This window comes from Pelatocladus sp. BLCC-F211 (genome assembly GCF_041928655.1).
Lineage (GTDB): Bacteria > Cyanobacteriota > Cyanobacteriia > Cyanobacteriales > Nostocaceae > Pelatocladus.
In genome coordinates, this window is sequence record NZ_JBHFLM010000227.1 from 1 (window position 1) to 21,410 (window position 21,410).

21 protein-coding genes are annotated in these 21,410 nt (G+C 40.0%); 14 read left to right on the forward strand and 7 right to left on the reverse strand.

Going from position 1 to position 21,410, the window contains the following annotated elements; translation table 11 throughout:
- The first annotated feature begins 165 nt into the window (after window positions 1–165).
- The 3 genes from pyrF to mscL all read left to right on the forward strand — a co-directional run bounded on the left by pyrF (window position 166) and on the right by mscL (window position 2,258).
- Window positions 166–885 carry an orotidine-5'-phosphate decarboxylase gene (gene pyrF, locus ACE1AT_RS26965; protein ID WP_374874010.1) on the forward strand — a complete coding sequence of 240 codons (720 nt, stop codon included), beginning with the start codon at window positions 166–168 and terminating at the stop codon, window positions 883–885.
- Window positions 882–1,613, forward strand: a complete 732-nt coding sequence (locus ACE1AT_RS26970; RefSeq protein ID WP_374874012.1) for a hypothetical protein — start codon at window positions 882–884, stop codon at window positions 1,611–1,613. Before pyrF ends, ACE1AT_RS26970 begins: the two co-directional genes overlap by 4 nt.
- 216 nt (window positions 1,614–1,829) lie before the next feature.
- Window positions 1,830–2,258, forward strand: coding sequence for a large conductance mechanosensitive channel protein MscL (mscL, locus tag ACE1AT_RS26975; RefSeq protein WP_374874014.1), 429 nt, complete (start codon window positions 1,830–1,832; stop codon window positions 2,256–2,258).
- Window positions 2,259–2,408: 150 nt separating this feature from the next.
- Here the strand turns inward: mscL and ACE1AT_RS26980 are convergent, their stop codons facing one another.
- Window positions 2,409–3,107, reverse strand: a complete 699-nt coding sequence (locus tag ACE1AT_RS26980; RefSeq protein ID WP_374874016.1) for a uracil-DNA glycosylase family protein — start codon at window positions 3,105–3,107, stop codon at window positions 2,409–2,411.
- Window positions 3,108–3,367: 260 nt separating this feature from the next.
- Here ACE1AT_RS26980 and ACE1AT_RS26985 point away from each other — a divergent pair, with 260 nt between their 5' ends.
- Window positions 3,368–4,036 (forward strand): phosphoribosyltransferase, encoded by a 669-nt coding sequence (locus tag ACE1AT_RS26985; protein WP_374874018.1) that lies wholly within the window; start codon window positions 3,368–3,370, stop codon window positions 4,034–4,036.
- Window positions 4,037–4,081: 45 nt separating this feature from the next.
- On the opposite strand, the gene ACE1AT_RS26990 is transcribed toward ACE1AT_RS26985, so the two are convergent.
- Together ACE1AT_RS26990 and ACE1AT_RS26995 are read right to left on the reverse strand one after the other, a co-directional pair.
- The gene (locus ACE1AT_RS26990) at window positions 4,082–4,870 is read right to left on the reverse strand and encodes a sugar phosphate nucleotidyltransferase (protein WP_374874020.1); all 789 of its coding nucleotides are present in this window, start codon (window positions 4,868–4,870) and stop codon (window positions 4,082–4,084) included.
- 119 nt (window positions 4,871–4,989) lie between these two features.
- Complete coding sequence (locus tag ACE1AT_RS26995; protein WP_016863590.1) at window positions 4,990–5,313, reverse strand: YkvA family protein; 324 nt, start codon at window positions 5,311–5,313, stop codon at window positions 4,990–4,992.
- Between the two features lie 113 nt (window positions 5,314–5,426).
- Here ACE1AT_RS26995 and cbiT point away from each other — a divergent pair, with 113 nt between their 5' ends.
- From cbiT to dps, 4 genes are all read left to right on the forward strand, one after another.
- Window positions 5,427–6,029 (forward strand): precorrin-6Y C5,15-methyltransferase subunit CbiT, encoded by a 603-nt coding sequence (gene cbiT / locus ACE1AT_RS27000; protein ID WP_374874022.1) that lies wholly within the window; start codon window positions 5,427–5,429, stop codon window positions 6,027–6,029.
- 117 nt (window positions 6,030–6,146) lie between these two features.
- Complete coding sequence (locus ACE1AT_RS27005) at window positions 6,147–7,028, forward strand: phosphatidate cytidylyltransferase (RefSeq protein WP_374874024.1); 882 nt, start codon at window positions 6,147–6,149, stop codon at window positions 7,026–7,028.
- A gap of 802 nt (window positions 7,029–7,830) precedes the next feature.
- Window positions 7,831–8,724: a helix-turn-helix domain-containing protein gene (locus tag ACE1AT_RS27010; RefSeq protein ID WP_374874026.1), complete on the forward strand. Its 894-nt coding sequence runs from the start codon at window positions 7,831–7,833 to the stop codon at window positions 8,722–8,724.
- A gap of 402 nt (window positions 8,725–9,126) precedes the next feature.
- Window positions 9,127–9,675 (forward strand): DNA starvation/stationary phase protection protein Dps, encoded by a 549-nt coding sequence (dps, locus tag ACE1AT_RS27015; RefSeq protein ID WP_374874028.1) that lies wholly within the window; start codon window positions 9,127–9,129, stop codon window positions 9,673–9,675.
- A gap of 113 nt (window positions 9,676–9,788) precedes the next feature.
- Here the strand turns inward: dps and ACE1AT_RS27020 are convergent, their stop codons facing one another.
- Complete coding sequence (locus tag ACE1AT_RS27020) at window positions 9,789–10,505, reverse strand: DUF2993 domain-containing protein (protein WP_374874030.1); 717 nt, start codon at window positions 10,503–10,505, stop codon at window positions 9,789–9,791.
- A gap of 164 nt (window positions 10,506–10,669) precedes the next feature.
- On the opposite strand from ACE1AT_RS27020, the gene ACE1AT_RS27025 reads away from it, so the two are divergent.
- The 4 genes from ACE1AT_RS27025 to ACE1AT_RS27040 all read left to right on the forward strand — a co-directional run bounded on the left by ACE1AT_RS27025 (window position 10,670) and on the right by ACE1AT_RS27040 (window position 15,981).
- The gene (locus ACE1AT_RS27025; protein WP_374874032.1) at window positions 10,670–11,425 is read left to right on the forward strand and encodes a pseudouridine synthase; all 756 of its coding nucleotides are present in this window, start codon (window positions 10,670–10,672) and stop codon (window positions 11,423–11,425) included.
- Window positions 11,426–11,459: 34 nt separating this feature from the next.
- Window positions 11,460–12,251: a helix-turn-helix domain-containing protein gene (locus ACE1AT_RS27030; protein WP_374874034.1), complete on the forward strand. Its 792-nt coding sequence runs from the start codon at window positions 11,460–11,462 to the stop codon at window positions 12,249–12,251.
- Between the two features lie 781 nt (window positions 12,252–13,032).
- Window positions 13,033–14,802, forward strand: a complete 1,770-nt coding sequence (locus ACE1AT_RS27035) for a WD40 repeat domain-containing protein (protein WP_374874036.1) — start codon at window positions 13,033–13,035, stop codon at window positions 14,800–14,802.
- A 90-nt stretch (window positions 14,803–14,892) separates the two neighbouring features.
- Window positions 14,893–15,981, forward strand: a complete 1,089-nt coding sequence (locus ACE1AT_RS27040) for a glycosyltransferase family 9 protein (protein WP_374874038.1) — start codon at window positions 14,893–14,895, stop codon at window positions 15,979–15,981.
- On the opposite strand, the gene ACE1AT_RS27045 is transcribed toward ACE1AT_RS27040, so the two are convergent.
- The 3 genes from ACE1AT_RS27045 to ACE1AT_RS27055 all read right to left on the reverse strand — a co-directional run bounded on the left by ACE1AT_RS27045 (window position 15,967) and on the right by ACE1AT_RS27055 (window position 19,737).
- Window positions 15,967–16,620, reverse strand: coding sequence for a PucR family transcriptional regulator (locus ACE1AT_RS27045; protein ID WP_374874040.1), 654 nt, complete (start codon window positions 16,618–16,620; stop codon window positions 15,967–15,969). The two genes, ACE1AT_RS27040 and ACE1AT_RS27045, sit on opposite strands and share 15 nt — an antisense overlap.
- A 358-nt stretch (window positions 16,621–16,978) precedes the next feature.
- Window positions 16,979–18,919 (reverse strand): ATP-dependent zinc metalloprotease FtsH, encoded by a 1,941-nt coding sequence (ftsH, locus tag ACE1AT_RS27050; protein WP_374874042.1) that lies wholly within the window; start codon window positions 18,917–18,919, stop codon window positions 16,979–16,981.
- A 149-nt stretch (window positions 18,920–19,068) separates the two neighbouring features.
- Entirely contained in the window at window positions 19,069–19,737 is a 669-nt protein-coding gene (locus ACE1AT_RS27055; RefSeq protein WP_374874044.1) for a DUF1614 domain-containing protein, read from the reverse strand.
- Window positions 19,738–19,855: 118 nt separating this feature from the next.
- On the opposite strand from ACE1AT_RS27055, the gene ACE1AT_RS27060 reads away from it, so the two are divergent.
- Together ACE1AT_RS27060 and ACE1AT_RS27065 are read left to right on the forward strand one after the other, a co-directional pair.
- Complete coding sequence (locus tag ACE1AT_RS27060; protein WP_374874046.1) at window positions 19,856–20,047, forward strand: hypothetical protein; 192 nt, start codon at window positions 19,856–19,858, stop codon at window positions 20,045–20,047.
- 143 nt (window positions 20,048–20,190) lie between these two features.
- Window positions 20,191–21,303 (forward strand): S-(hydroxymethyl)glutathione dehydrogenase/class III alcohol dehydrogenase, encoded by a 1,113-nt coding sequence (locus ACE1AT_RS27065; protein WP_374874048.1) that lies wholly within the window; start codon window positions 20,191–20,193, stop codon window positions 21,301–21,303.
- Window positions 21,304–21,410 lie beyond the last annotated feature (107 nt).

The following is a 21,410-nucleotide window of genomic DNA, read 5'->3' on the forward strand; positions in this document are numbered from 1 at the left end:
ACTATGACCAATCGACCATGCCCCATGCCCAATCCCCCATGCCCCATTCCCAATGCCCAATTCACCATGCCCCATGCCCCATGCCCCATGCCCCATGCCCCATGCCCCATGCCCCATGCCCCATGCCCCATGCCCCATGCCCAATCCCCGATCCCTACACCAGTAATGAACACAGACAAGCGAATTATTGTGCCTTTAGATGTGGCAAATATTGCAGATGCGATCGCCTTGATTGAACGATTGCCACAAGTCGGCTTTTGGAAAGTTGGTTTGGAATTGTTTACAAGCACAGGGCCGCCAATTCTGCAAGAGTTAAAATCTCGGCAAAAGCGGATTTTCCTAGATTTGAAGTTTCATGATATTCCGAACACCGTTGCTGGTGCTTGTCGGGCTGCGGCACGTTATGGTGTTGATTTGCTGACAATTCACGCTACAGCTGGTAGAGATGCTCTCAAGGCAGCAACAGAGGCAGTACAAACAGGAGCAGCACAAGCAGGGGTGGAACCACCAAAACTGATTGCCATTACACTATTAACTAGTATTTCTTCGCGACAGTTGGCATTTGATTTAAAAATTCCCTTAGAATTGCCAGAGTATGCACTAGAAATGGCATTGATGGCGCAAGAAGTGGGGTTGGATGGGGCGGTTTGTTCTCCTCAAGAGGTGGCACAACTACGAAATAGTTGTGGAAATGAGTTTTTGTTAGTTTGTCCAGGGGTGCGTCCAACTTGGGCAGAAAAAGGAGATCAAAAGCGATCGCTTACCCCAAGCCAAGCACTACAAGCAGGGGCAAATTACCTTGTGATTGGGCGTCCCGTTACTGCTGCTGTTGAACCTGAGTTAGCCTGGAAAAAAATTTGCGAGGAGTTAGCAACTGTGGCATGAATTCCAAAGCTAAAAAAAATAGATATCAAAGAATTGAGAAAGGGTTAAAGGGTAAGGGAAAAGAGAAAAATGCTAACCCTTTAATCTTTCTACTTTACCCTTTACCCAAATTTTGTAAGAAATCTAGTTATAGTTTGTGGATCGTAGCTTTTGGCTTTTGGTTATTCATTTTAAATTGCTTTACTTACCAAGCATTTGCCCAAAATCCTAAGTCTTCGCCAACAACCAGAGAAAAATCTTTTTGTTCACAGCAAAGTATTGAATTATTAACTACAAAGCTCCTGCTGGATTTACCTAGCTATGCCAATCGTGTGATTCAACGCGCCCGCCGCACTAGCAGAAAAATCGATGTTTTTAGTTACGTGTTAATGGCCGGAAGACCGGAATTTACACCACTACCCCTAAACTCAAGCGGAGATATCCCCAAGGAATTAAAATATACTGCTAAAGATGTTAATCAGGTGTTTTTTACTACTTTAGAACGTCGGTATATTGGTAAAAAAGTTGTGGAATTACAACAATTTCACTGGCTATTTTTAACAAAAGCTGATAATGGTTGGTGGATGGTAATGATGTTTTCTAGGACTGGTTCTGATCCTAAACAAGAAATTCCCACACCGCCACAGGATAGTAGTAACGGTATTGTTGCTCAAGGGATTAAAACGTGGTTAAGAGATTGTCGCGCAGGAAAAACTCCTCCAAGCAAGTCAACAAAAGCAAATTTTTGAGGATCAGCAGTACCTGACTTTCAAGAAGTACAAAGTCTAAAACCAATGTATAGCATATTGTTTCGCTTTCATGAAAAAATAAAATTAATTTAATTTTTATACCCGATTCGTATACCACTTTCCGAAATCATTCTTGACATACTGCCGCCCTAAAAACTGTATAATAATCAACTTGAACTAAATAAAATTCGATAATTTAAGAAGGATAAGAGACTTATGGCGCGTAGTAATGGCTTTTGGGCTGACTTTCGTAAGTTTCTAATGCAAGGTAACGTCATTGATTTAGCTGTGGCAGTCATTATCGGAGTTGCTTTCGGCAAAATCATCAATTCCCTTGTGGAAGATATCATTACACCTGTCATTTTAAATCCTGTACTCAAATCAGCAAGAGTAGATGACTTACAAAATTTATCAATCAATGGCATCAAATACGGTGTATTTCTGTCTGCAATCATCAACTTTTTAGTGATTGCTTTTTGTATTTTCCTGATTATTCGTGCTTTTGAAAAAGCAAAGAAAAGATTCGTTCGTAGTGGTGAGGCTGCTGAAGCAAGTGCAGTTGATCCAGCAGTTATAGCCCAAGAAAGATTGACCGACGCAATAGAACGTTTAACAACTACGATTGAATCTCAAACAAACAGATAGTTAATCATCAAAATATGTGGATGCGATCGCTCCTCAGAACTAGAAAATTGGTACTGGATTATCAAAAATCAAAGATAACTTGACTTGGTAAGTGATTGACATTTTGTACAGTACCAATTTCCTTAAAGTATAGATTGTGTAATCGATGCTCTAGCTTTTAATCCCCATCATTTCATTGTATTTAGCACGCACTGTTTGAATATCTTGCCACATCAACCATTTTGGTTTGCCAACTTCACGGGATTGGTTACGCAGCAAGTAAGAAGGATGAAAAATCGGCATACATAAACGTCCTTCCCATTCCATCCAAGTTCCGCGAATTTGAGTAATTCCTCGTTTATCGCCAATTATACCTTTGACAGCAGTGGCACCTGTCAAAAGTATGATTTTCGGGTCTACCAAGCGAATTTGTTCCAATAAGTAAGGTTTACAAGCCTCAATTTCTTCATTAGTAGGAACACGGTTGTTAGGGGGGCGACATTTATTGATATTGGCTATATATACATCTTTTTCTGTATCTAGTTTGACAGATTGGAGAATTTTTTCTAAAAGCTGCCCAGCCCGACCAACAAATGGTAGCCCTGTTTCGTCTTCGTTTTGTCCAGGTGCTTCACCTATAACCATGATTGGCGCTTTGAGATTACCGCGTCCGACAACAGTATGAATGCGAGTCTTTCCTAATTCACACCGATGACATTGGTTGCAATGCTGTGCTAATTCGATCATATCAGCATAAGTTCCCATTGGAATGGGAATTTTGGCATCTGTGGGAATCAATTCTTTTTTGTCAAAACTAGATTCCTGTACATTGGATTCCCCAAAAAGATTGAGTTGATGTTCGCTGCTCATGAAATTTTTAATATTAATCTAAGCACAAGGTGTTTAAGCTGAGTTAAATATTTACCCAAAAACTTGCACGTTCAGTCCAGCAGCGCCGCATCTTATGCCTGCTGATACTAATACTACGAAATTATACTTTCATTGCGCTATTTCTGAACCTTTGTGCGACTCAAACTGTTCTAAGTTTAACAAAATGGGAAATTTGTTTAATTTAACAGAAATTCAGTCATGATCAAAGCAATGGTAGCTTCATGTACTGGGGGAAAACAATGTCAGATACCCCGCTTTTTACTGATCGTACTCAAGCTGGAGAGAGACTAGCGGAAGTTGTTCAGGCAACCTTAATTAAACAAGCGTCTGAATCTGAAATCAAGCCTGTACCTATTGTCTATGCTTTACCACGAGGAGGACTAGAGGTAGCTGCACCAGTTGCGCGTGTTTTGGGTTGTCCATTAACGATATTAGTAGCGAAAAAGATTAGCCATCCAGAAAATCCAGAATTGGCAATTGGTGCAGTCACTGCCTGTGGTAGTGTAATTTGGTCCCAGCCAAGAAGATCCTACCAGAGACAAAATTTGCGATCGCATCAAACTTCATTGGATGCAGCGATTTATCAAGCTAAATCTTTGGAAGCGCAATTAAGTGTTGCTTGTCCACAGGTTAATCCAGAAGGCGCCACAGTGATTATCGTTGATGATGGGATTGCGACAGGAATGACAATAGCAGCAGCAGCGGTTGCAATCAGAAAACTTTCTCCCGCAGAAATTTGGTTATGTGCGCCTGTTGCACCTCTGAGATTATTACCCTGGTTACATCAATGGGGCGATCGCGTGATTGTTTTAGCCAGACCAGAACCATTTGCCAGTGTTAGCAATTTTTATCAGCATTTTCCCCAAGTAGAAACCACAGAAGCTCTAACATACCTTCAAAATCAATAGTTAGTTGTTGGTTGTTAACCATGCCCAATGCCCAATGCCCAAAACTCACACTCCCTCAACACCCAATCGCACAGCTTGCACTAAATCATTGGGTGTACCAATATCTAGATAGGTTCCATCAACAAACGTTTCAGCTTGTACGTGAAAACCCTGAGTAATTGCAGCCTGAATGATATTTCCTATCGGTATTTCTGGTAACTGTGACAAATTAGGATTTGCCTTGAGAGGAATAAGATACTCATGTAAAAACTGAGTAAAAGCGGGTGTCCAAACCGCAATACCCCACATGTAATGCAAATCTGACTGAGGAGGTTTTTCGATAATTAGCTGCACTCTACCTGTATCATCGAACTCAACCATACCAGCTTTCTCTGGTTGGTTGGTGGGGAACAATCCTAAAACCACATCTGCTTTAGTTGCTTGTTGACGTGCCAATACCTTGACAAATGCATCTTGGGGTTGAAACAAAATATCAGCAAAACCCAACGCTACCACCGCATCCCGAACAAAAGGATAAGCTTGATCCAAAGTAAATGGTACACCATAAGGCAAATCCATAATTAGATAGCCCAAGTTCATAGAAAGCATTCTACCGTCCCTGAAATATTCCGGAATATCCCACTTTCCCGGACGCAGAATAAAATATGCCTGATTAATACCTGCTAGTTGCATTTTTTCCAACAGATAGTGAGAAACTACCTTTGGTCGCCAATTATGTTGATCACCAAAATCTTGAAACCCAACAGGATATAATTCTTTGCTCAGTGGTAAAGGAGAAATTCGTTTTGCCAGTCCACCTGCTGGTAGTAATCCTATAATTTGGCGATCGCTCATAAATAATTTGTTGGTTGTTGATGGTTAGCTTAATCCAAAATTGTATAAAAAATACCCCCCTTCCCAAGCCATTTTGGCAACAGAAGAGGGTTACTTAATTTTAAGATCACAGTTGTAAATTACTTAACAGAAACTGCATCAACATCCACAGTGGCGCCGGAGGTTGAATCCTGAGTAGTATTAGCAGCTTGGGTATCTACATTGGCGTCTACAGTACCTCGACGCGCTTTGAAGCCTTCAATTACCAGCCCTGATACCTCAGTTACTAACAAAGTTAAAAGAAAAACATCATCAATTTCCCCCACAATCGGGAAAATATCTGGAATTATATCGAAGGGGCTGACAAAATATAGCAATGTTCCTAAAATCACCCACCAACGGTATTTAGGGCTACGAATTAAGTCGCGATACCAATTATAAAGAGATTGTATTGAAAATTTCATGACCTTCACCTCTCGTTACTCTTAATTTTGGCAAATCATTTTCCACACTTCCTGTGGGAATAACCGCCCTAAGATGGTTGGAAGATGCTACAAAACCTCCTAATTAAACTTGTATGCCACCTCAACTTTGGCCTTATATTAGTCCTGGTATTCCCGATGATTTATTCGAGCATTTACCGGGAATTCCCCTCAGTCAGAGAGAAATTCGACTGTTGTTGATTGCCCAATTACGTTTATTACCCAACACTGTTTTGTGGGATATTGGTGCGGGTACTGGTACTATTCCTGTAGAAGTTGGGTTGCTATGTCCCAAAGGGCGAATCATTGCCGTGGAACGAGATGAAGAAGTTGCTAACCTCATCCGTCGTAACTGCGATCGCTTTGAAGTCAAAAATGTTGAAGTCATTGAAGGTAGCGCCCCTGAGTGTTTGCATGATCTCAAAGAAACACCCCACCGTGTCTGTATAGAAGGTGGACGAGCCATCAAAGAAATTTTGCAAGCAGTTTGGCATTATTTGCCACCATCAGGCAGAGTAGTCGCCACAGCTGCTAATCTAGAAAGTCTGTATGCAATTTCTCTAAGCTTTGCTCAACTACAAGCGAGAAATATTGAAGTTGTGCAGTCTGCGATTAACCGCTTGGAAACACGCGGTTTTTCTCAAACTTTCAGTGCTGTCGATCCAATTTTTATCCTTAGTGGTGAAAAGCTCGATTGACATCCTCCCCACTGTAAAACGGATGGGGATTCTAAGAATCACTTCTTAGCTTTCCTAGTTTTGCCCTTACGGGTTTTCGGCACTTGGCTAGATATTTCTATTCTTTAGTCCCTAGTTATGCCTTGGTCTCGAATTTTTAGTGGAATTGTTGCGATCGTTGTCGCTTTATCGGCAACTGTTTTGGGCGGATGGTACTTTACCATCGTATTTGCAATGATCATCTTTTTAGGTCAAAAAGAATTCTTTAATTTAGTTAGAGCTAAAGGCATAGCTCCCACTGTGAAAACTACGATGCTTGTTAGTCAAATTCTCCTAGCAATTTGTACGCTAGATGGAAATTTGGCTGATGCTGTCATGCCAATAGCAGGTACTTTTATCTGTTTTTATCTGCTCTTTCAACCCAAAATTGCGACGATCGCGGATATTTCCGCTTCAATCTTGGGGCTTTTTTACACTGGTTATTTGCCGAGTTACTGGGTAAGGTTACGAGCGTTTAATACAACAGCCAGCAATCTTCCCTTGGGAGGCTACTGGCCGCCAAGTTGGTCAGATTTATTTGCACACAAACATTCAGTTTCTTTACCAGACGGTCTAACTGCTACAATGCTGACTTTCCTCTGCATCTGGGCAGCAGATATTGGTGCTTATACTTTTGGTAAATTTTTTGGCAAAACCCCTTTATCTGATATTAGCCCGAAAAAAACTGTAGAAGGTGCTGTGTTTGGTGTTGCGGCGAGTGTCCTCGTTGCATTTGCTGTGGCTTATTATTTTAACTGGCCCAAGTATCCTATTACTGGTTTGACTTTAGGTTTGTTAATTGGTGTAGCTGGTCTTTTAGGTGATCTGACAGAATCAATGCTCAAGCGGGATGCTGGAGTAAAAGATTCAGGACAATTAATTCCCGGTCATGGTGGCATTTTAGACCGTACTGATAGTTACATTTTTACTGCTCCTTTAGTTTACTATTTTGTATCCCTTATATTACCGTTGCTGATTTAGTTATTAGTTATACCCCAGGCTAACGCACCATCCCAACTTTTTGGTGCGTTATACCATTTCCCAACAATCTTGATAAAAATTATTCCCTTTGTTCTCCTAGTAGAGATATTAGAGACATTATTTTGATATTTCTCAATATTTAAGATAGTAATTACTCACAAAAAATATTAAGATTAAATCTAAATTTTGGATTCTCATTAAGATTGACTTTTTATCGATTTATCTATAAAAAATATAGCTAATTTGTTAAGTAAGTCAGATAAGCCAACAGTTTTAAGTAGTTTTGTAGGTTGGGTGTAGCGACAGCGAAACCCAACATTATAGTCTGGTTAATGTTGGGTTACACTCCGTTCCACCCAACCTACATAATGTCCTTTTTGAAAAACTCCTCTTTTCAAGATGGACGAGGTTTAAGTCAGATAAGCCAACAGTTTTAAGGCTTACAAAACAAGAGGATCGAAATTTTTCGGAAAGATGAGACTAATGATAGATGCGTAAGTAAGAAGTTTACCAGAAGGGATAAAGCGAATCCAAATTGTAATAAATCTATTTTAATTTGTAGTGATCCTGATGGTAAATATTACAAATTTGAATAATTTATTTGGGTAATTAACTCTGAAAAATATACTTTAATTAGGAGAAGATAATTATTGTCTCAATAAATTGAGAAAAGCGGCTGTCTTGCTATTTTACAAGAAGCTGTGTTTATTTCTAGGCTGCATTTCATTAACCACTTCGTACTTATACAAGTACTGTTTTGAAAGAAAGTGGCAGTAACAGCCCAGCGGCAAAGGAGAAGGTAATGCAAGGGGAAAAGTCCCTGGCCATTGATGTGACTAGATTAGATGCTCGTAAGCATGTCCTCACCAAGTCGCCCATATTATCAAGTCATGAATCTGGATGGAAAAATCTGGGTTTGGAGTATCACATCCAACCTGCCTACGAAAGCCCTGAACATTACTCTACGAATTATGTGCTTGTAATTCGGCTAAAATGCCAGTTAGAATTGCAAAGGTGGCTGGGAGAATGCCATAAAAGCGAAAACTCTTTGCCAGGAGACGTCGCAGTAATACCGCCTTACGTAACTCACAGAGCAACTACTATAGAGGAGTCTGAGTTTATTGCTTTGACTTTAGACTCTAATTTCGTAGCAAAAATAGCTTACGAATCTATTGATTCAGACGCGGTTGAGGTAACACCACACTTTTCCAAACCTGATCCATTAATTTATCAAATTACCCTTGCCCTCAAAAAAGCGCTAGAATACAATAGCCTGGTTAGTGGTCTGTATGCTGATTCTATGGCAACAGTATTATCAGCACACTTATTGCAACACTACTCTGCACCGAAACATTCTCTGCAAAACTATCGTGGTGGTTTACCCAGACATAAGCTACAACGGGTAACGGAGTATATCATTGATCATTTGGCAGAAGATTTGCTGCTAGGAGCAATGGCTCAGGAAGTTGGCATGAGTAGATACCACTTTGCCCGATTATTCAAACAATCCACAGGGCTTTCTCCTTATCAGTACGTAATTCACTGCCGCATTGAGCGTGCTAAGATGTTGCTCCTACAAAATAAACTAAAAATTTCTGAAGTAGCCTCTATAGTTGGTTTTGCGGATCAAAGCCAATTTACGCGGCATTTTAAGCGTATATTGGGAGTCACGCCCAAAGAAATCCGGAAAAAATAGCAATAATTTTCTAAAAAAGCAATAATCATCTATACAGCAACAATCAAGTTTCTATACCTTTAGATAGAAAGATTTAAAATCCCTATTGTCCTCGGCTAGTGGTGTTCAGCCCTAGCAATCCCCCCTATTTTTGCCCCAAGTAGTAGCTAGCTGTCTACAACCCAAAAATTGATGGAGGGATGGGAAAGTTGGGAGATGGGGAGATGAGCAATCATACTTTTTCTCTCCATTACCCCATCCACCCTATCCCCACAGACCCCTCAAAAATGCTGAGGCAAATATTAGGTGTGACGGGGGATTAAAGCTTAAGCAAAAGTCTGAAGAGCAATTTAACAGATACTTGTGCCAAAAGCGCTAGCTGGGCGTTATACCACTAGATCCTTTCTTCTTTAAGGAAATCTAATGAACGGTAGTAGCGAACCTCTCGGTAAAAGCCTTGATCAAACTGGAATTAGTCTACCTTTACAAGTTCGAGTGCAACTGATCGATATTCTCAATCAAACGCTTGCAACCACTATCGATCTCAAGACTCAAATCAAGCAGGCTCATTGGAATGTTGGGATGACAAAATCCTGTAACCTACACGAGTTGTTTAATGAAATCGCCACAGAGTTAGATGTGTATATCGATTTGCTTGCACACAGAGTCACAACTCTTGGGGGTTTGGCAATTGGTACTGCTCGGAGTGCAGCAGGTCTATCAATTTTACCTGAATATCCCTTTAATATTATAGAAGGTAAAGATCATGTGAGTTCGATCGCAGAGCGTTTGGCTATCTACGGAAATTTGCTCTGGGAAAACATTGATCGTACGGCTGTTTTGGGGGATGCAGATACAGCCTATCTTTACGCAGAAGTTTCTATGGTCGTTGATAAGCGTTTGTGGTTCCTAGATGCTTATCTAGTCAGTTCAGTTTTGGAAGTAGATCACCAGCTAGCTGAATATAACTAGATTAGGGCAGAGAGTCAATGGTCAATTGTCCATAGTCAATAGTCAATAATTTATTGTTATTACACTTGACTCTGGACACTGGACACTGGACACTGGACACTGGACAACATTAGTTAAGGGTTAACATTGATTCGCCCCTGACAAACTAACTTTCCTCTGATCAGCTTTAGTTGTTGGATATCAACATCAGAACCCAAATTGAGATAATATCCATCATGAGTTTCTAGCACTACCCCCATAGTATCTTTAGCTTGGATGTGCGATAACTGTAACTCACGACTACTTAGTAACTTGATGTCTGCACAAACTTGTGAGACTGTGGAACTGTTTTCGGGAGGTTGGAAAACATGAAGTATAATCCGGCTGTTGTCAAGAATAATTTTTTGGTAAAAAATTGACTTGGATTTTGGACACTGTTCTGGTAAAAGTTTATCCAGTACATCATTTAAGGCAGTCGATAATAAAGTAGATGAAGTAGAGGCATTAAGTTCATCTTCTTCCACTACTAGTTCGCCAATTACTGGTACAGTTTCTAACAGCCGTAATGGCTGACCCTTGAGTACTGAACCAATGTTGATCCGAATATTTTTGGCTACAAGTTGAATTTGGGTAATATGAAGACCTTGATAAACCGCATGACTAGCAAAAATCGACACCCAAGGAATGCAACCAGAGAGAATTTGGCGATCGCTCGCTTTGATCTCGACTTCCAATTGAGATACTTGGCTGACCTGGGATCTCAGCCATAATTTGAGTGCTGTCGTCAGTACGTTCGTAATAATGCGAACTTTTTTGCTGGAAGTTTGTGTTTCTAAATTGTTTTGTGCCATCTACCACTTTATTGATTACTTATGATTAATTACTTACAAATCTATAAATATTTAAACAACTCTTAACTTTATCATTTGCGGCGATTAACTACAAACCGCAAAGGTAAAGTTTTGTGCAATTAGCTGTATGTTTTACTATTGACTCAAAGTCAAGTAATTTCCGCATGGAGGAAAGGATACAAAAAATTTTATCCCAATGGGGTATTGCCTCACGCCGTCAAGCCGAAGACATGATTAGGCGATCGCGCGTGCGGATAAATGGCGAATTGGCGCACTTGGGTCAAAAAGTTGACCCTCAAAAAGATACAATCACTGTTGATGGTAAGTCAGTATCACCTGATCAACGTCCAGCTTTAGTGTATCTGCTACTGCACAAAGAAGTAGGTGTAGTTTCCACTTGCCACGATCCCCACGGAAGAAAGACTGTTTTGGATCTATTACCAACAGAATTACATTCTGGTCAGGGTATTCACCCTGTTGGTCGCTTGGATGCAGACTCTACAGGAGCAATTATACTTACCAACGATGGAGAGTTAACATTTTGGCTAACCCATCCACGTCATAATATCCCAAAAACTTACCAGGTTTTAGTAGAAGGGCATCCGACCGAATCAGTACTACGCACTTGGCGTCAGGGTGTGTTGTTAGATGGGAGAAAAACACGACCAGCACAGGTGAAATTAATCGAAAAATTTGCCGATACTACTTGTTTGGAAATCATTTTAAAGGAGGGGAGAAATCGTCAGATTCGTCGTGTCGCTGAACAATTAGGACACCCAGTAATTAAATTACATCGTACTGCCATAGGTAAAATTCAACTGCGATCGCCTGGGGGTAAACCATTACGTGAAGGTGAATATCGTCACTTAGAAGAAAGTGAAATTCGCTTTTTAGAAAAAATTAAAGCAAATTCCTATTAACGATTTAGCTGGATTTAAGGAGTGTAAATAAAAGATGAAATGGTTAAACAAAAAAAACAAGCATGAGTTAGTAAATCCATTGGAGCAACAGCGAAGAGAAAAATTAGCAGCCATGGGCGCACAACTTAGCTCCTCACGCCAGGACAAAGGTTTATCACTAGATGAAATGGTTGTACTGACCAGAATACCGCGACGACTGTTGCAAGCAATTGAAGAAGGTAATTTACAAGAATTACCAGAACCTGTTTACATTCAGGGTTTAATCCGGCAATTTGCTGATGCATTAGGCTTTAATGGTTCAGAATTTGCTAGTGATTTTCCAGTTGGAATTAATCGAGTTAGCTTACAATCTGGTTGGAAAAATAAATCGGTAGGTGAGTTACGTCCACTGCATCTTTATTTACTTTATATATTGATGATTTTTTGTTCTGTGGGTAGTTTATCTCAGTTATTGAATGCTAATGCTTTGCAAGCAGCAAACAATAATCAAAATATTTCCAAACAGAATCAACAGACTGTAAATCCATCACAAAAGTTTCAGCCTGTTAGCGACATGACTAGCAATCTTAATAGCGCTCAACAGGTACAAATAGGTTTGACCTTAACAGAAAAATCTTGGGTTCAGGTATTAGTTGATGGCAAAGTAGAGTATGAAGGCGAACTACCAGAAGGAACTCACCGGATTTGGAAAGCTCAAGAGCAACTAACAGTCAGAACAGACAATGCTGGTGGCGTATTGGTAAGTATCAATAAAGAAAAAGCCAAGCAACTGGGAGAACCAGGGAAACAAAAAGAAGTGACGATCGCAGCTAATACAAGGTCATAGTTAAATTGTGAAGGAGCTACTCGTGCTGTTAATGCTTTGTGCATAGCAGCACTATTTTTTTAGAAATCACAGATTTAAGACAATAGTAACGTCTAACAGTGGCAAATGATCGCAATTCTTTGCGATCACTGTTCGTATGAGTATCTTCATAGGCAAATTAAATAAAGGTTACGCTTTGGTTAAACTTTGAGGGCGAAGCATTTGCAATCTACATTTTTACTTACGAACTGCTTCCTTGCGAACAGTATTTTCTTTTCTTACTTCGTTAGAATAAACTCCTATCAGCTAATTTCTTCTATGCAAACTTTAATTTAGTCACCTACTATTACTGATGTCTGGTGATTAGTTGTGTTTGTTCATGCATACACATTATTTGCCTTACTATGTTGTTAACTCTAGTTAATCAACTTGAATTAGTGGCTAAGTATAGCTTAACGTAGGTATGCAAGAGTTTTTTATGAATAAGCTGGAAAAAATCTGTATTTAAATTGACAGATTAATATTTAACCTTCCAAGGGTGCCATATACCAAAGTTTACTTAGTAACTATTAATTCATCGGAGAGCCAAACTGTGATTATTTTTGCAGAGAACATGAACTATATTGATAAAATCAAGTTGTTCTGCGTATGGAAAAATAACAAAAAAGTTAAATCTTAAATTACCTATTTTTTCTAGGGGAATTTTTTATAAATTCTCTATTATTCTCTTTGATTTTTTTAAAATTATCTGCACAACTCATTGCTGGCACTAGAAGTTTGCAGTACCCTTGCGAGGTTTTTGATGGATTGGATTAGCTTACTCAAAGCTCAACAAGCTGATTTCCTGCAACGAGTGAAAAAACCAAGGACTCATGACGTATCTTTGCTAGAAACTCAAGTCAGAGGTTGTCACACTGAAATCATGGCATTCTCAGGTGAAGCACTGGAAAAAATGCTGACAGTTGCTTGCCAAAAAGCAGAAATTATTGGTAAAAATCCACCTCCTGTACCACCTGAATATCCAGAATTTTCTGATTGGAATATACCCTTTGATGCATATTTCCAGCAGCAAGCAGAAGATTATATTTTGCGGGAGCAAATTGTTGAGCAAATCATGCATCAATGCTTGGGTAAGTCGGTGAAAAAAGTGCCACAAGATGCCATCAACAACATGCTTTTGGATGAGGAAGGCAACTTACGTGGAGAAAGCAAGTTTCCTTATTTATTTCTCAACAATCCCAGCAATCCCAGCAATCAAATTCTTGTTTGTGTCGCCGATGGAGAAAGTTTTAATGGGATTAAAAAAAATAAAATTAAATGGTCAGTTACTCAAGAAGATATAAGAAATTACAGAGTCTTGATTTTTGTATGTCTGTTTTATCCATCTCATGGTGAAAGCGGCTACGAGAAACAAGCGATAGTTACTGGTTTTTTGCCGACAAATCAAATTGAATTTAGTGAACCAAAAATTTATCTATTTCCTAGTAATTTGTTGTATGCAGGTGGATTGAGTTGGTATTTAGCAACAGGAATTACCAAAGAAGATACGCCGCCATTATTTGATAAAATATTTGTGTCAGAAAAAACTCAAACTTTACCAGCAGAGCATCCCCTGAAAGGGATAATTGGAGATTGGCAATTTTGGCAAACACTCAAAGGACATAGTAGAGGAATTAACTGCCTTGCTTTTTATCCAGGAAGTAATAATAGCGGCCATTCTACTTTAGTAGCAAGTGGAAGTCGTGGAGAAACAAAATTATGGGATTTAACCAAGGGAGAACTAATAGGTACTTTATCAGAGCATCCTTGGATGTTGTCTGGATTAGTAGATGAAGTCAATGCTTTGGCTTTCAGTCCAGATGGGCATACTTTGGTAAGTGCTGGTGCAGATTCTACAATCAAAATGTGGCACGTCGGCGCCAGGGATTTGATCGATATTCTGCACAAGCATAATGGTATGGTGCGGTGTGTGGCGTTTACTCCAGACGGACGTATGGTAGCTACAGGAGGAGACGACAGAATAATCTGCTTTTGGGACTTGATGCAACGCCGCGTTATAGTGGCTCTATCTTTGGATGATACTGCGGCTCATTCTCTAGCTTTGAGCCAAGACGGAGAAATTTTAGTTACAGGTAGTTACCGCAAAATCAAGGTATGGCAAGTTTGTCAACAAGCAGAAAGTAAGGCTCCTAATGCCCAATTATTACATGCTCTGACTGGTCATTCTCATATTGTGACTTCTTTAGCGATGAGTAGCGATCGCAAAATTCTTGTCAGTGGTAGTCGAGATAAAACCATTAAAATTTGGCAATTAGAGACGGGCGAATTGCTACACACTCTCAAAGGACACGGAGATGGAGTGTATGCGATCGCTCTTAGTCCTGATGGACAAACTATCGCTAGTGGTAGCGCTGATCAAACAATTAAATTGTGGCACTTACAAACTGGTGAATTATTAGCTACATTCACAGGTCATCATCACACAGTGACAGCAGTAGCGTTTACTGCTTCCGGGGAAATTTTGGTGAGTGGGAGTTTGGATAAGACAATTAAAATATGGCAACGGAGTTAAATCTTCTAAAAATATTTTGGGCAAATGCCCAATGAACTATAGTGCATAACTATGTAACTTTAAAACAGTTGCCCTTGCAGATAAAGATGCATGTTATACGAACTTCAATGCCTTAAGCAACTGTCTACTTGTCGAATAGCTATTGTGCGATCGCTCCCCGCTTTGAGTGATTTACTTTGTACTGTACCAGCCTTAAGAGCGCTGAGAGCAGCTTTTCCTCAAGCTGAAATTACCTTCATTGCTCCAGCTTCGGCACGTTCTTTTGTAGAACGTTTCAACCATTATCTTGATCAGTTCTTAGAATTTCCTGGCTATCCAGGAATGCTAGAAATACCACCTTCAGTTCACAAATTACCAGAGTTTTTGGTAAAAGCTCAAGGGCAACATTTTGACTTAGCATTGCAAATGTATGATAACGGCACTATTAGTAATTCCTTTACTGCTTTACTTGGCGCTCGGATTAACGCAGGTTTCCGTCTTCCTGAACATTATTGCCCGAATCCAGATTACTTTTTGTCTTATCCCCACAACGAACCAGAAATATGGCGTCATCTGCGGTTGATGGAATTTTTAGGGATACCACTTCAGGGAGATGAACTGGAATTTCCGTTGCAAAATGAAGATTTTGGGGTTTTACAACATATTCCTGATAAATATGTCTGCATTCATCCCGGTGCTAGTTTGCCAGAAAAACGGTGGTCTTTGAAAAGCTTTGCAATTGTTGCTGATGCGATCGCTGCTAGTGGGTATCAAGTAGTGCTTACTGGTATAGCATCAGAAGCAAATTTAACACAGTCATTAGCGGCAATGATGCGTTGCAAACCGATTGATTTGGCTGGAAAGACTAGTTTAGGTGCAATGGCAGCGCTTTTGAGTAAAGCTAGTCTACTAGTTTGCAACGATACGGGTGTATCACATTTAGCAGATGCTTTAAAAGTAAAGAGCGTTGTGATTTTTACAAATGCATCAATATATAGATGGGCGCCTTTGAACCGTGAAATTCACCGTTCTCTCAGTCCTAGTTTTATACAGATGACGGATGTAGAAGAATTATTTGTAGATTCTACGACCAATCTCGGTGATATAAAATTTGGTGGTTTTTATTTTCCCGTTATACCAGAAGTAGTAATAACTCAGGTAGAAGACCTCCTGGCGATGGAAGCTTCAAATGTTACTTGATTTTTGGTTCAGTTTCCGCAGCAGCAAAGCCAAACGGATTTGTACTGCATCATCGAAGTGGCGGGGATTAAGCCCGGTTAACAGCTTCACCTTATCTAATCGATAACTCAAAGTATTCCTGTGAATAGAAAGCCGATGAGCTGTCGAAGAGGAACAGCAGTCTTCCGCAAAGAAAGTATCAAGAGTAGCCAACAATTCCGGTTCGTGGTTCAGAGGACTAAGCAAATAAGCAGCTAGTTCAATTTTTGTACGCTCATCCCCAATACCGACAAACGCAGTAATTCCTAATCCATCTAAACAATATACTTGGTTGCGATCGCTTAGTGTAGTTTGATTAATTACTAGTTCTACAAGTTCTTGAACTAAACGAGAAGAAATTACTTCACTGTTGCGTGGTTTGCAAACAATAACTTCACCAACTTGTGTATTTAATGATAATGGCACTCGCAAATAGTTAGAAGCTTTTTCTTTATAAATGTAGTTGAAAGAATAATTAATTAACTTGGAGTTGCTACTAGCAATCACATAAGCATCTTGGTCTATAACAAAAACTTCGGCACACAATAACTGTGCTACACATTCTGTAACTATTGTGGCAATTTTTTCAAATTGTATAGTAGTGTTCAACAAAGCGTTCATTTAATCAAACTCAAGGGCGCTGTCATTCGATTTTGGATTTTGGATTTTAGATTGACAAAATGACTATTATTTTAAATCTAAAAAGTAGTCAACTTTACATTTTTCTTATTTGAATAATTTGCTAGAAAAGTTGGTTTAATAAATCTATAAATAGCTAACTAAATTTTAGCTCCAAAAGCATCTTTCTTAAGTTGTAATTAAAATTGTGAATTTTGTGAACACTTATAAACAAAATTAAATATGGGTATTTTTTTAATTAATAAATGCCTAATTTTAATGCTATTTTACTTAGAAAATCAACAGCGATCGCTCTTTTGTGGGGCGATCGCTGTTCAAGCTTAGATTTAATCTAAAATTCTCACACCAGCAATGTTTGCATCAAGGGTTTATCTTCTGAGACTTTACCTGTTTGCAACCATTCTTCTAATTCTGCTGGTGCTTTGGCTTGGCTGAGTTTTTCCCGTAGTCCTACACCTTCAAGAATTTCTTTTTGCAACAATTCTTGAGCGGTTTGCTCTAATAAATCACGGTTTTCGTGCAAAATTGTCAAGGCAATGTGGTGAGCATTATCTACTATTTGCTTCACCTCGCGATCAATTTCTTCAGCTACTTTCGGACTGATAGAACGACGAGGATTACCGTAACCTTCAATAAATTGCTGTTGAATCTTATCAAACGCTACAGGGCCGAGTTTATCGCTCATCCCGTAGAGAGTAATATAACGTTCTGCCAAATCAGTAGCTTTTTGAATGTCATCACTAGCACCAGTGGAGACTTTACCAAATACTGTTTCTTCTGCGGAACGTCCACCCAGCAAGATCGCAATTCGACCGCGAATTTCATCTTCGATCATCAAAAAGCGGTCTTCTTCTGGCATCTGAATCGTGTAACCTAAAGCACCTACGCCTCTAGGAACCACGGAAATTTTTTCAACTTTACCAGCTCCGGGCATCAAAGCACCAACAATGGCGTGACCAACTTCGTGATAAGCTACGGTTTTCTTCTCAGTTTCATTGAGAACACGAGAGCGTTTTTCTAAACCAGCCACCAGACGCTCGATCGCTTCGTTGAAATCAGCCATGACTACCGCTTGACGATTTTGGCGTGCAGCCAGCAATGCAGCTTCATTCACCAAGTTAGCTAAGTCTGCTCCCGCAAAACCAGGAGTTTTAACGGCAATTATCCCCAAATCTACATTATCAGCCAACAAGACGTTGCGGGCATGGACTTTGAGAATTGCTTCCCGACCAATTTTATCAGGACGATCCACAACTACTTGGCGGTCAAAACGTCCGGGACGACGCAAAGCTGGATCAAGGACTTCTGGACGGTTGGTAGCGGCGATGATAATGACGCCAGTGTTAGCATCAAAACCATCCATTTCGGTGAGTAACTGGTTGAGGGTTTGTTCCCGTTCATCGTTACCACCCATGATTTGACCTGCACCACCACGAGATTTACCCAAGGCGTCTAATTCATCAATAAAGACAATACAGGGTGCTTGTTGTTTGGCTTGTTCAAATAAATCACGGACACGGGCCGCACCTACACCCACAAACAACTCGATAAATTCTGAACCAGAAATACTGAAGAAAGGTACACTAGCTTCTCCTGCAATAGCTTTGGCTAAAAGTGTTTTACCTGTTCCTGGAGGCCCTACCAACAGTACACCTTTGGGGATTTTTGCACCCAAGCGAGTGTATTTAGCAGCATTTTTTAGGAAGTCTACGATTTCTTCTAGTTCGGCTTTAGCTTCATCTACACCAGCAACATCGATAAATTTAACGCCTGTTGTTCCTTCGGAATAGATCCGCGCTTTACTTTTACCAACTGTCAGCGCCGCAGGGCCGCCACCGCCACTACGATTAAGTAAAAAGCCCCAAATTCCAAAGAAAATTAATGGTGGTATCACCCAACTGAGGATAGTGGAAATCCAGCCAGTTTGGTTTGGTGGTGGTGCAGCAAATTCCACATTATGATCGCGAAGAATCTTAGGTAAATCCAGATCAACTGCTATGGGTGTGGTTTGGAAAACCTGTTCTGCTGGTTTACTATCAGGGGTTTGAGTTTTGAGCGAATATTCAATGCGATCGCTACCCACAACCGCCCGATCTACTTTACCTGCTTCTACCTGAGCAACAAAATCACTATAGGGGACTTGCGGTATCCTGGGGCCAAGGAAGCTAGGAACAATCAAGTTAAGAATAAACAATAGAGTCAAAAGGATCAGCAAGCTACCACCAAACTGGCGTATCCTTGGGGGTTTAATTTGTTTGTTATTATTAGTTTCTACAGGCATTTTTGCTTTATTCTCCAATAGAAAGTTTTTTGTCATTAGTTATTAGTTATTTGTTATTTGTCCTTTGTCCTTTGTAATAACCAATGACCAATGACCAATGACCAATTTCTTGTACAGACGCGAGGAACATCGCGTCTAATGACCAATGACTAACTCAATAAAAGTGCGAATAAGCCACACAATGCGATACCATCAAATACACCCGCACCTCCAATACTCAATACTCCTGAACTTTTAGCGACAATATCTTTGAGGTGCAATAAATCAGCACCGATTAAAGTTCCCAAAATACCACCTGCAAAAGCAACGGGAGCAGCATGGGAAGGGACAATTAACATAGCTGACACAGCAGCTGCTAAGGGCGCTAGTAAAGGGTTCATTTGTATACCAATTCCAGGTACTACCTGCGCTGCATAGTAGCTGACTGCGCTCACAATTGCAGTAACAGACAAAATAGCTAATATATTTCCTTGCGTAAATTGATACAGTGCTATTAGTACAGGAATTAAACCACCACCAACATTGAGGGCTATGACAGTGGAACGTTGCACTTTCCTCAAAGGAATTCCCCAAAACTCCTTTAACCACAAATCAATAAAGTCATTGGCGACAACAATTTGAGATTGAGCGCGATACAAAGGAATATTGATGGTGCTACCTAAAATGATCAGCGTCAATAATAGAAAAGCCATATTAGGAGAAAAACCTAACTTGGCTACTGCGATTTGTACTACATCTACTGCTAGCACAAACCAAAGAAAAGGAACTAGTAGTAATAGCAGCAGAAATAGTAGTAGTGAAACTGGCAAATAGATCATAAGAGGTGTGCAAGCAGAGAGTTTGCTTTTGCTCTACTTGATATTTATTGTAAAAATTGGATGTTACAATTCGTTATCGTGTCTACCGCCCAGAACAATGTGAATAGCCGTACTTTCTATGAAAAATCAACTTGGATTTCTTTTAAAGGTATTTTTACTCTCTGCTGTGATTTCGTTATTGATTAAGTATGCAGGCCCTTTTCTATTCATCCCTGCAACATCAATCAATGCCTTAATTATAGTTTTATTACCGACCGTGATGATGGCGATCGCTCTGCTGTGGCGATTCCAAACCCACAAACAAAGCTAGCTAGAGAATATTTTCAATTGGGAAAGGGGAAGATTAAAGGGAAAAGAGATTTCAAATTTCAATTCTTTTTACCCTTCACCCCTAGATTTGTTTGCAATAAACTCAGATCATGTCGATTGAGCAAACAAAACAGGAGAGCGATCATGGAAGTAAAAGCAGCAGTGGCTTACGAACCAGGCAAACCTTTGACTATTGAGACTGTACAATTAGAAGGCCCCAAAGCTGGGGAAGTCATGGTAGAAATCAAAGCCAGTGGAGTTTGCCATACAGACGCTTACACTCTTTCTGGTAAAGATCCAGAAGGATTATTCCCAGCAATTTTAGGACACGAAGGCGCTGGTGTTGTTGTTGAAGTGGGAGAAGGCGTCACCAGTGTCAAACCAGGGGATCATGTTATACCCCTCTATACTCCCGAATGCCGTCAGTGTGAATATTGTCTAAGTTTCAAAACCAATCTCTGTCAAGCGATTCGCGCCACCCAAGGAAAAGGTGTTATGCCTGATGGTACAAGTCGCTTTTCGATTGATGGTAGGAAAATTCTACACTACATGGGTACATCTACCTTTGCTAATTATACAGTACTACCAGAAATTGCTGTTGCTAAAATTCGCCAAGATGCCCCTTTTGATAAAGTTTGTTACATTGGCTGCGGCGTCACAACAGGTATTGGTGCAGTTATCAATACGGCAAAAGTCGAACCAGGAGCGAATGTAGTCGTTTTTGGCTTGGGTGGTATTGGTTTAAATGTTGTCCAAGCAGCGCGGATGGTGGGAGCAAATATGATTGTCGGGGTAGATATTAACCCCAATAGACGCGCCTTAGCTGAAAAATTTGGGATGACGCATTTTGTTAATCCCAAGGAAATTGCAGGTGATTTGGTTCCTTATTTAGTTGATTTAACTAAAGGTGGTGCTGACTACAGTTTTGAATGTATTGGTAATGTCAAAGTCATGCGCCAAGCTTTAGAATGTTGCCACAAAGGTTGGGGTGTCAGTGTAATTATTGGTGTGGCTGGTGCAGGTGAAGAAATTAGCACCCGCCCATTTCAACTTGTAACTGGACGTGTTTGGAAAGGAACAGCTTTCGGTGGCGCGAGGGGACGTACAGATGTACCGAAAATAGTTGACTGGTACATGGAAGGTAAAATTAACATTGATGATTTGATTACCCATGTCATGCCAGTTGAAGAGATTAACAATGCTTTTGATTTAATGCATAAGGGTGAATCAATTCGTTCTGTAGTGACGTTTAATTAAGGAAAATGGATAAAATCAAGTTGTAGGGTGTGTTACGCTTCGCTATAACGTTGATATTGACACTCTTTATCTTTATGCTCACTCTGCGATACTCTGCGATACTCTGC

Excerpts from the sequence above, each read along its gene's own strand:
- ACE1AT_RS27010 (WP_374874026.1), top strand. The coding sequence starts at position 7,831 with ATGCAAGGGGAAAAGTCCCTGGCCATTGATGTGACTAGATTAGATGCT.
- ACE1AT_RS27045 (WP_374874040.1), bottom strand. The coding sequence starts at position 16,620 with ATGAACGCTTTGTTGAACACTACTATACAATTTGAAAAAATTGCCACA.
- cbiT (WP_374874022.1), top strand. The coding sequence starts at position 5,427 with ATGCCACCTCAACTTTGGCCTTATATTAGTCCTGGTATTCCCGATGAT.
- ACE1AT_RS26980 (WP_374874016.1), bottom strand. The coding sequence starts at position 3,107 with ATGAGCAGCGAACATCAACTCAATCTTTTTGGGGAATCCAATGTACAG.
- ACE1AT_RS27030 (WP_374874034.1), top strand. The coding sequence starts at position 11,460 with ATGAAATGGTTAAACAAAAAAAACAAGCATGAGTTAGTAAATCCATTG.
- ACE1AT_RS26985 (WP_374874018.1), top strand. The coding sequence starts at position 3,368 with ATGTCAGATACCCCGCTTTTTACTGATCGTACTCAAGCTGGAGAGAGA.
- ACE1AT_RS26990 (WP_374874020.1), bottom strand. The coding sequence starts at position 4,870 with ATGAGCGATCGCCAAATTATAGGATTACTACCAGCAGGTGGACTGGCA.
- pyrF (WP_374874010.1), top strand. The coding sequence starts at position 166 with ATGAACACAGACAAGCGAATTATTGTGCCTTTAGATGTGGCAAATATT.
- ftsH (WP_374874042.1), bottom strand. The coding sequence starts at position 18,919 with ATGCCTGTAGAAACTAATAATAACAAACAAATTAAACCCCCAAGGATA.
- ACE1AT_RS27025 (WP_374874032.1), top strand. The coding sequence starts at position 10,670 with ATGGAGGAAAGGATACAAAAAATTTTATCCCAATGGGGTATTGCCTCA.
- ACE1AT_RS27005 (WP_374874024.1), top strand. The coding sequence starts at position 6,147 with ATGCCTTGGTCTCGAATTTTTAGTGGAATTGTTGCGATCGTTGTCGCT.
- ACE1AT_RS27020 (WP_374874030.1), bottom strand. The coding sequence starts at position 10,505 with ATGGCACAAAACAATTTAGAAACACAAACTTCCAGCAAAAAAGTTCGC.
- dps (WP_374874028.1), top strand. The coding sequence starts at position 9,127 with ATGAACGGTAGTAGCGAACCTCTCGGTAAAAGCCTTGATCAAACTGGA.
- ACE1AT_RS27060 (WP_374874046.1), top strand. The coding sequence starts at position 19,856 with ATGAAAAATCAACTTGGATTTCTTTTAAAGGTATTTTTACTCTCTGCT.
- ACE1AT_RS27065 (WP_374874048.1), top strand. The coding sequence starts at position 20,191 with ATGGAAGTAAAAGCAGCAGTGGCTTACGAACCAGGCAAACCTTTGACT.
- ACE1AT_RS26995 (WP_016863590.1), bottom strand. The coding sequence starts at position 5,313 with ATGAAATTTTCAATACAATCTCTTTATAATTGGTATCGCGACTTAATT.
- mscL (WP_374874014.1), top strand. The coding sequence starts at position 1,830 with ATGGCGCGTAGTAATGGCTTTTGGGCTGACTTTCGTAAGTTTCTAATG.
- ACE1AT_RS27040 (WP_374874038.1), top strand. The coding sequence starts at position 14,893 with ATGTTATACGAACTTCAATGCCTTAAGCAACTGTCTACTTGTCGAATA.
- ACE1AT_RS27035 (WP_374874036.1), top strand. The coding sequence starts at position 13,033 with ATGGATTGGATTAGCTTACTCAAAGCTCAACAAGCTGATTTCCTGCAA.
- ACE1AT_RS26970 (WP_374874012.1), top strand. The coding sequence starts at position 882 with ATGAATTCCAAAGCTAAAAAAAATAGATATCAAAGAATTGAGAAAGGG.
- ACE1AT_RS27055 (WP_374874044.1), bottom strand. The coding sequence starts at position 19,737 with ATGATCTATTTGCCAGTTTCACTACTACTATTTCTGCTGCTATTACTA.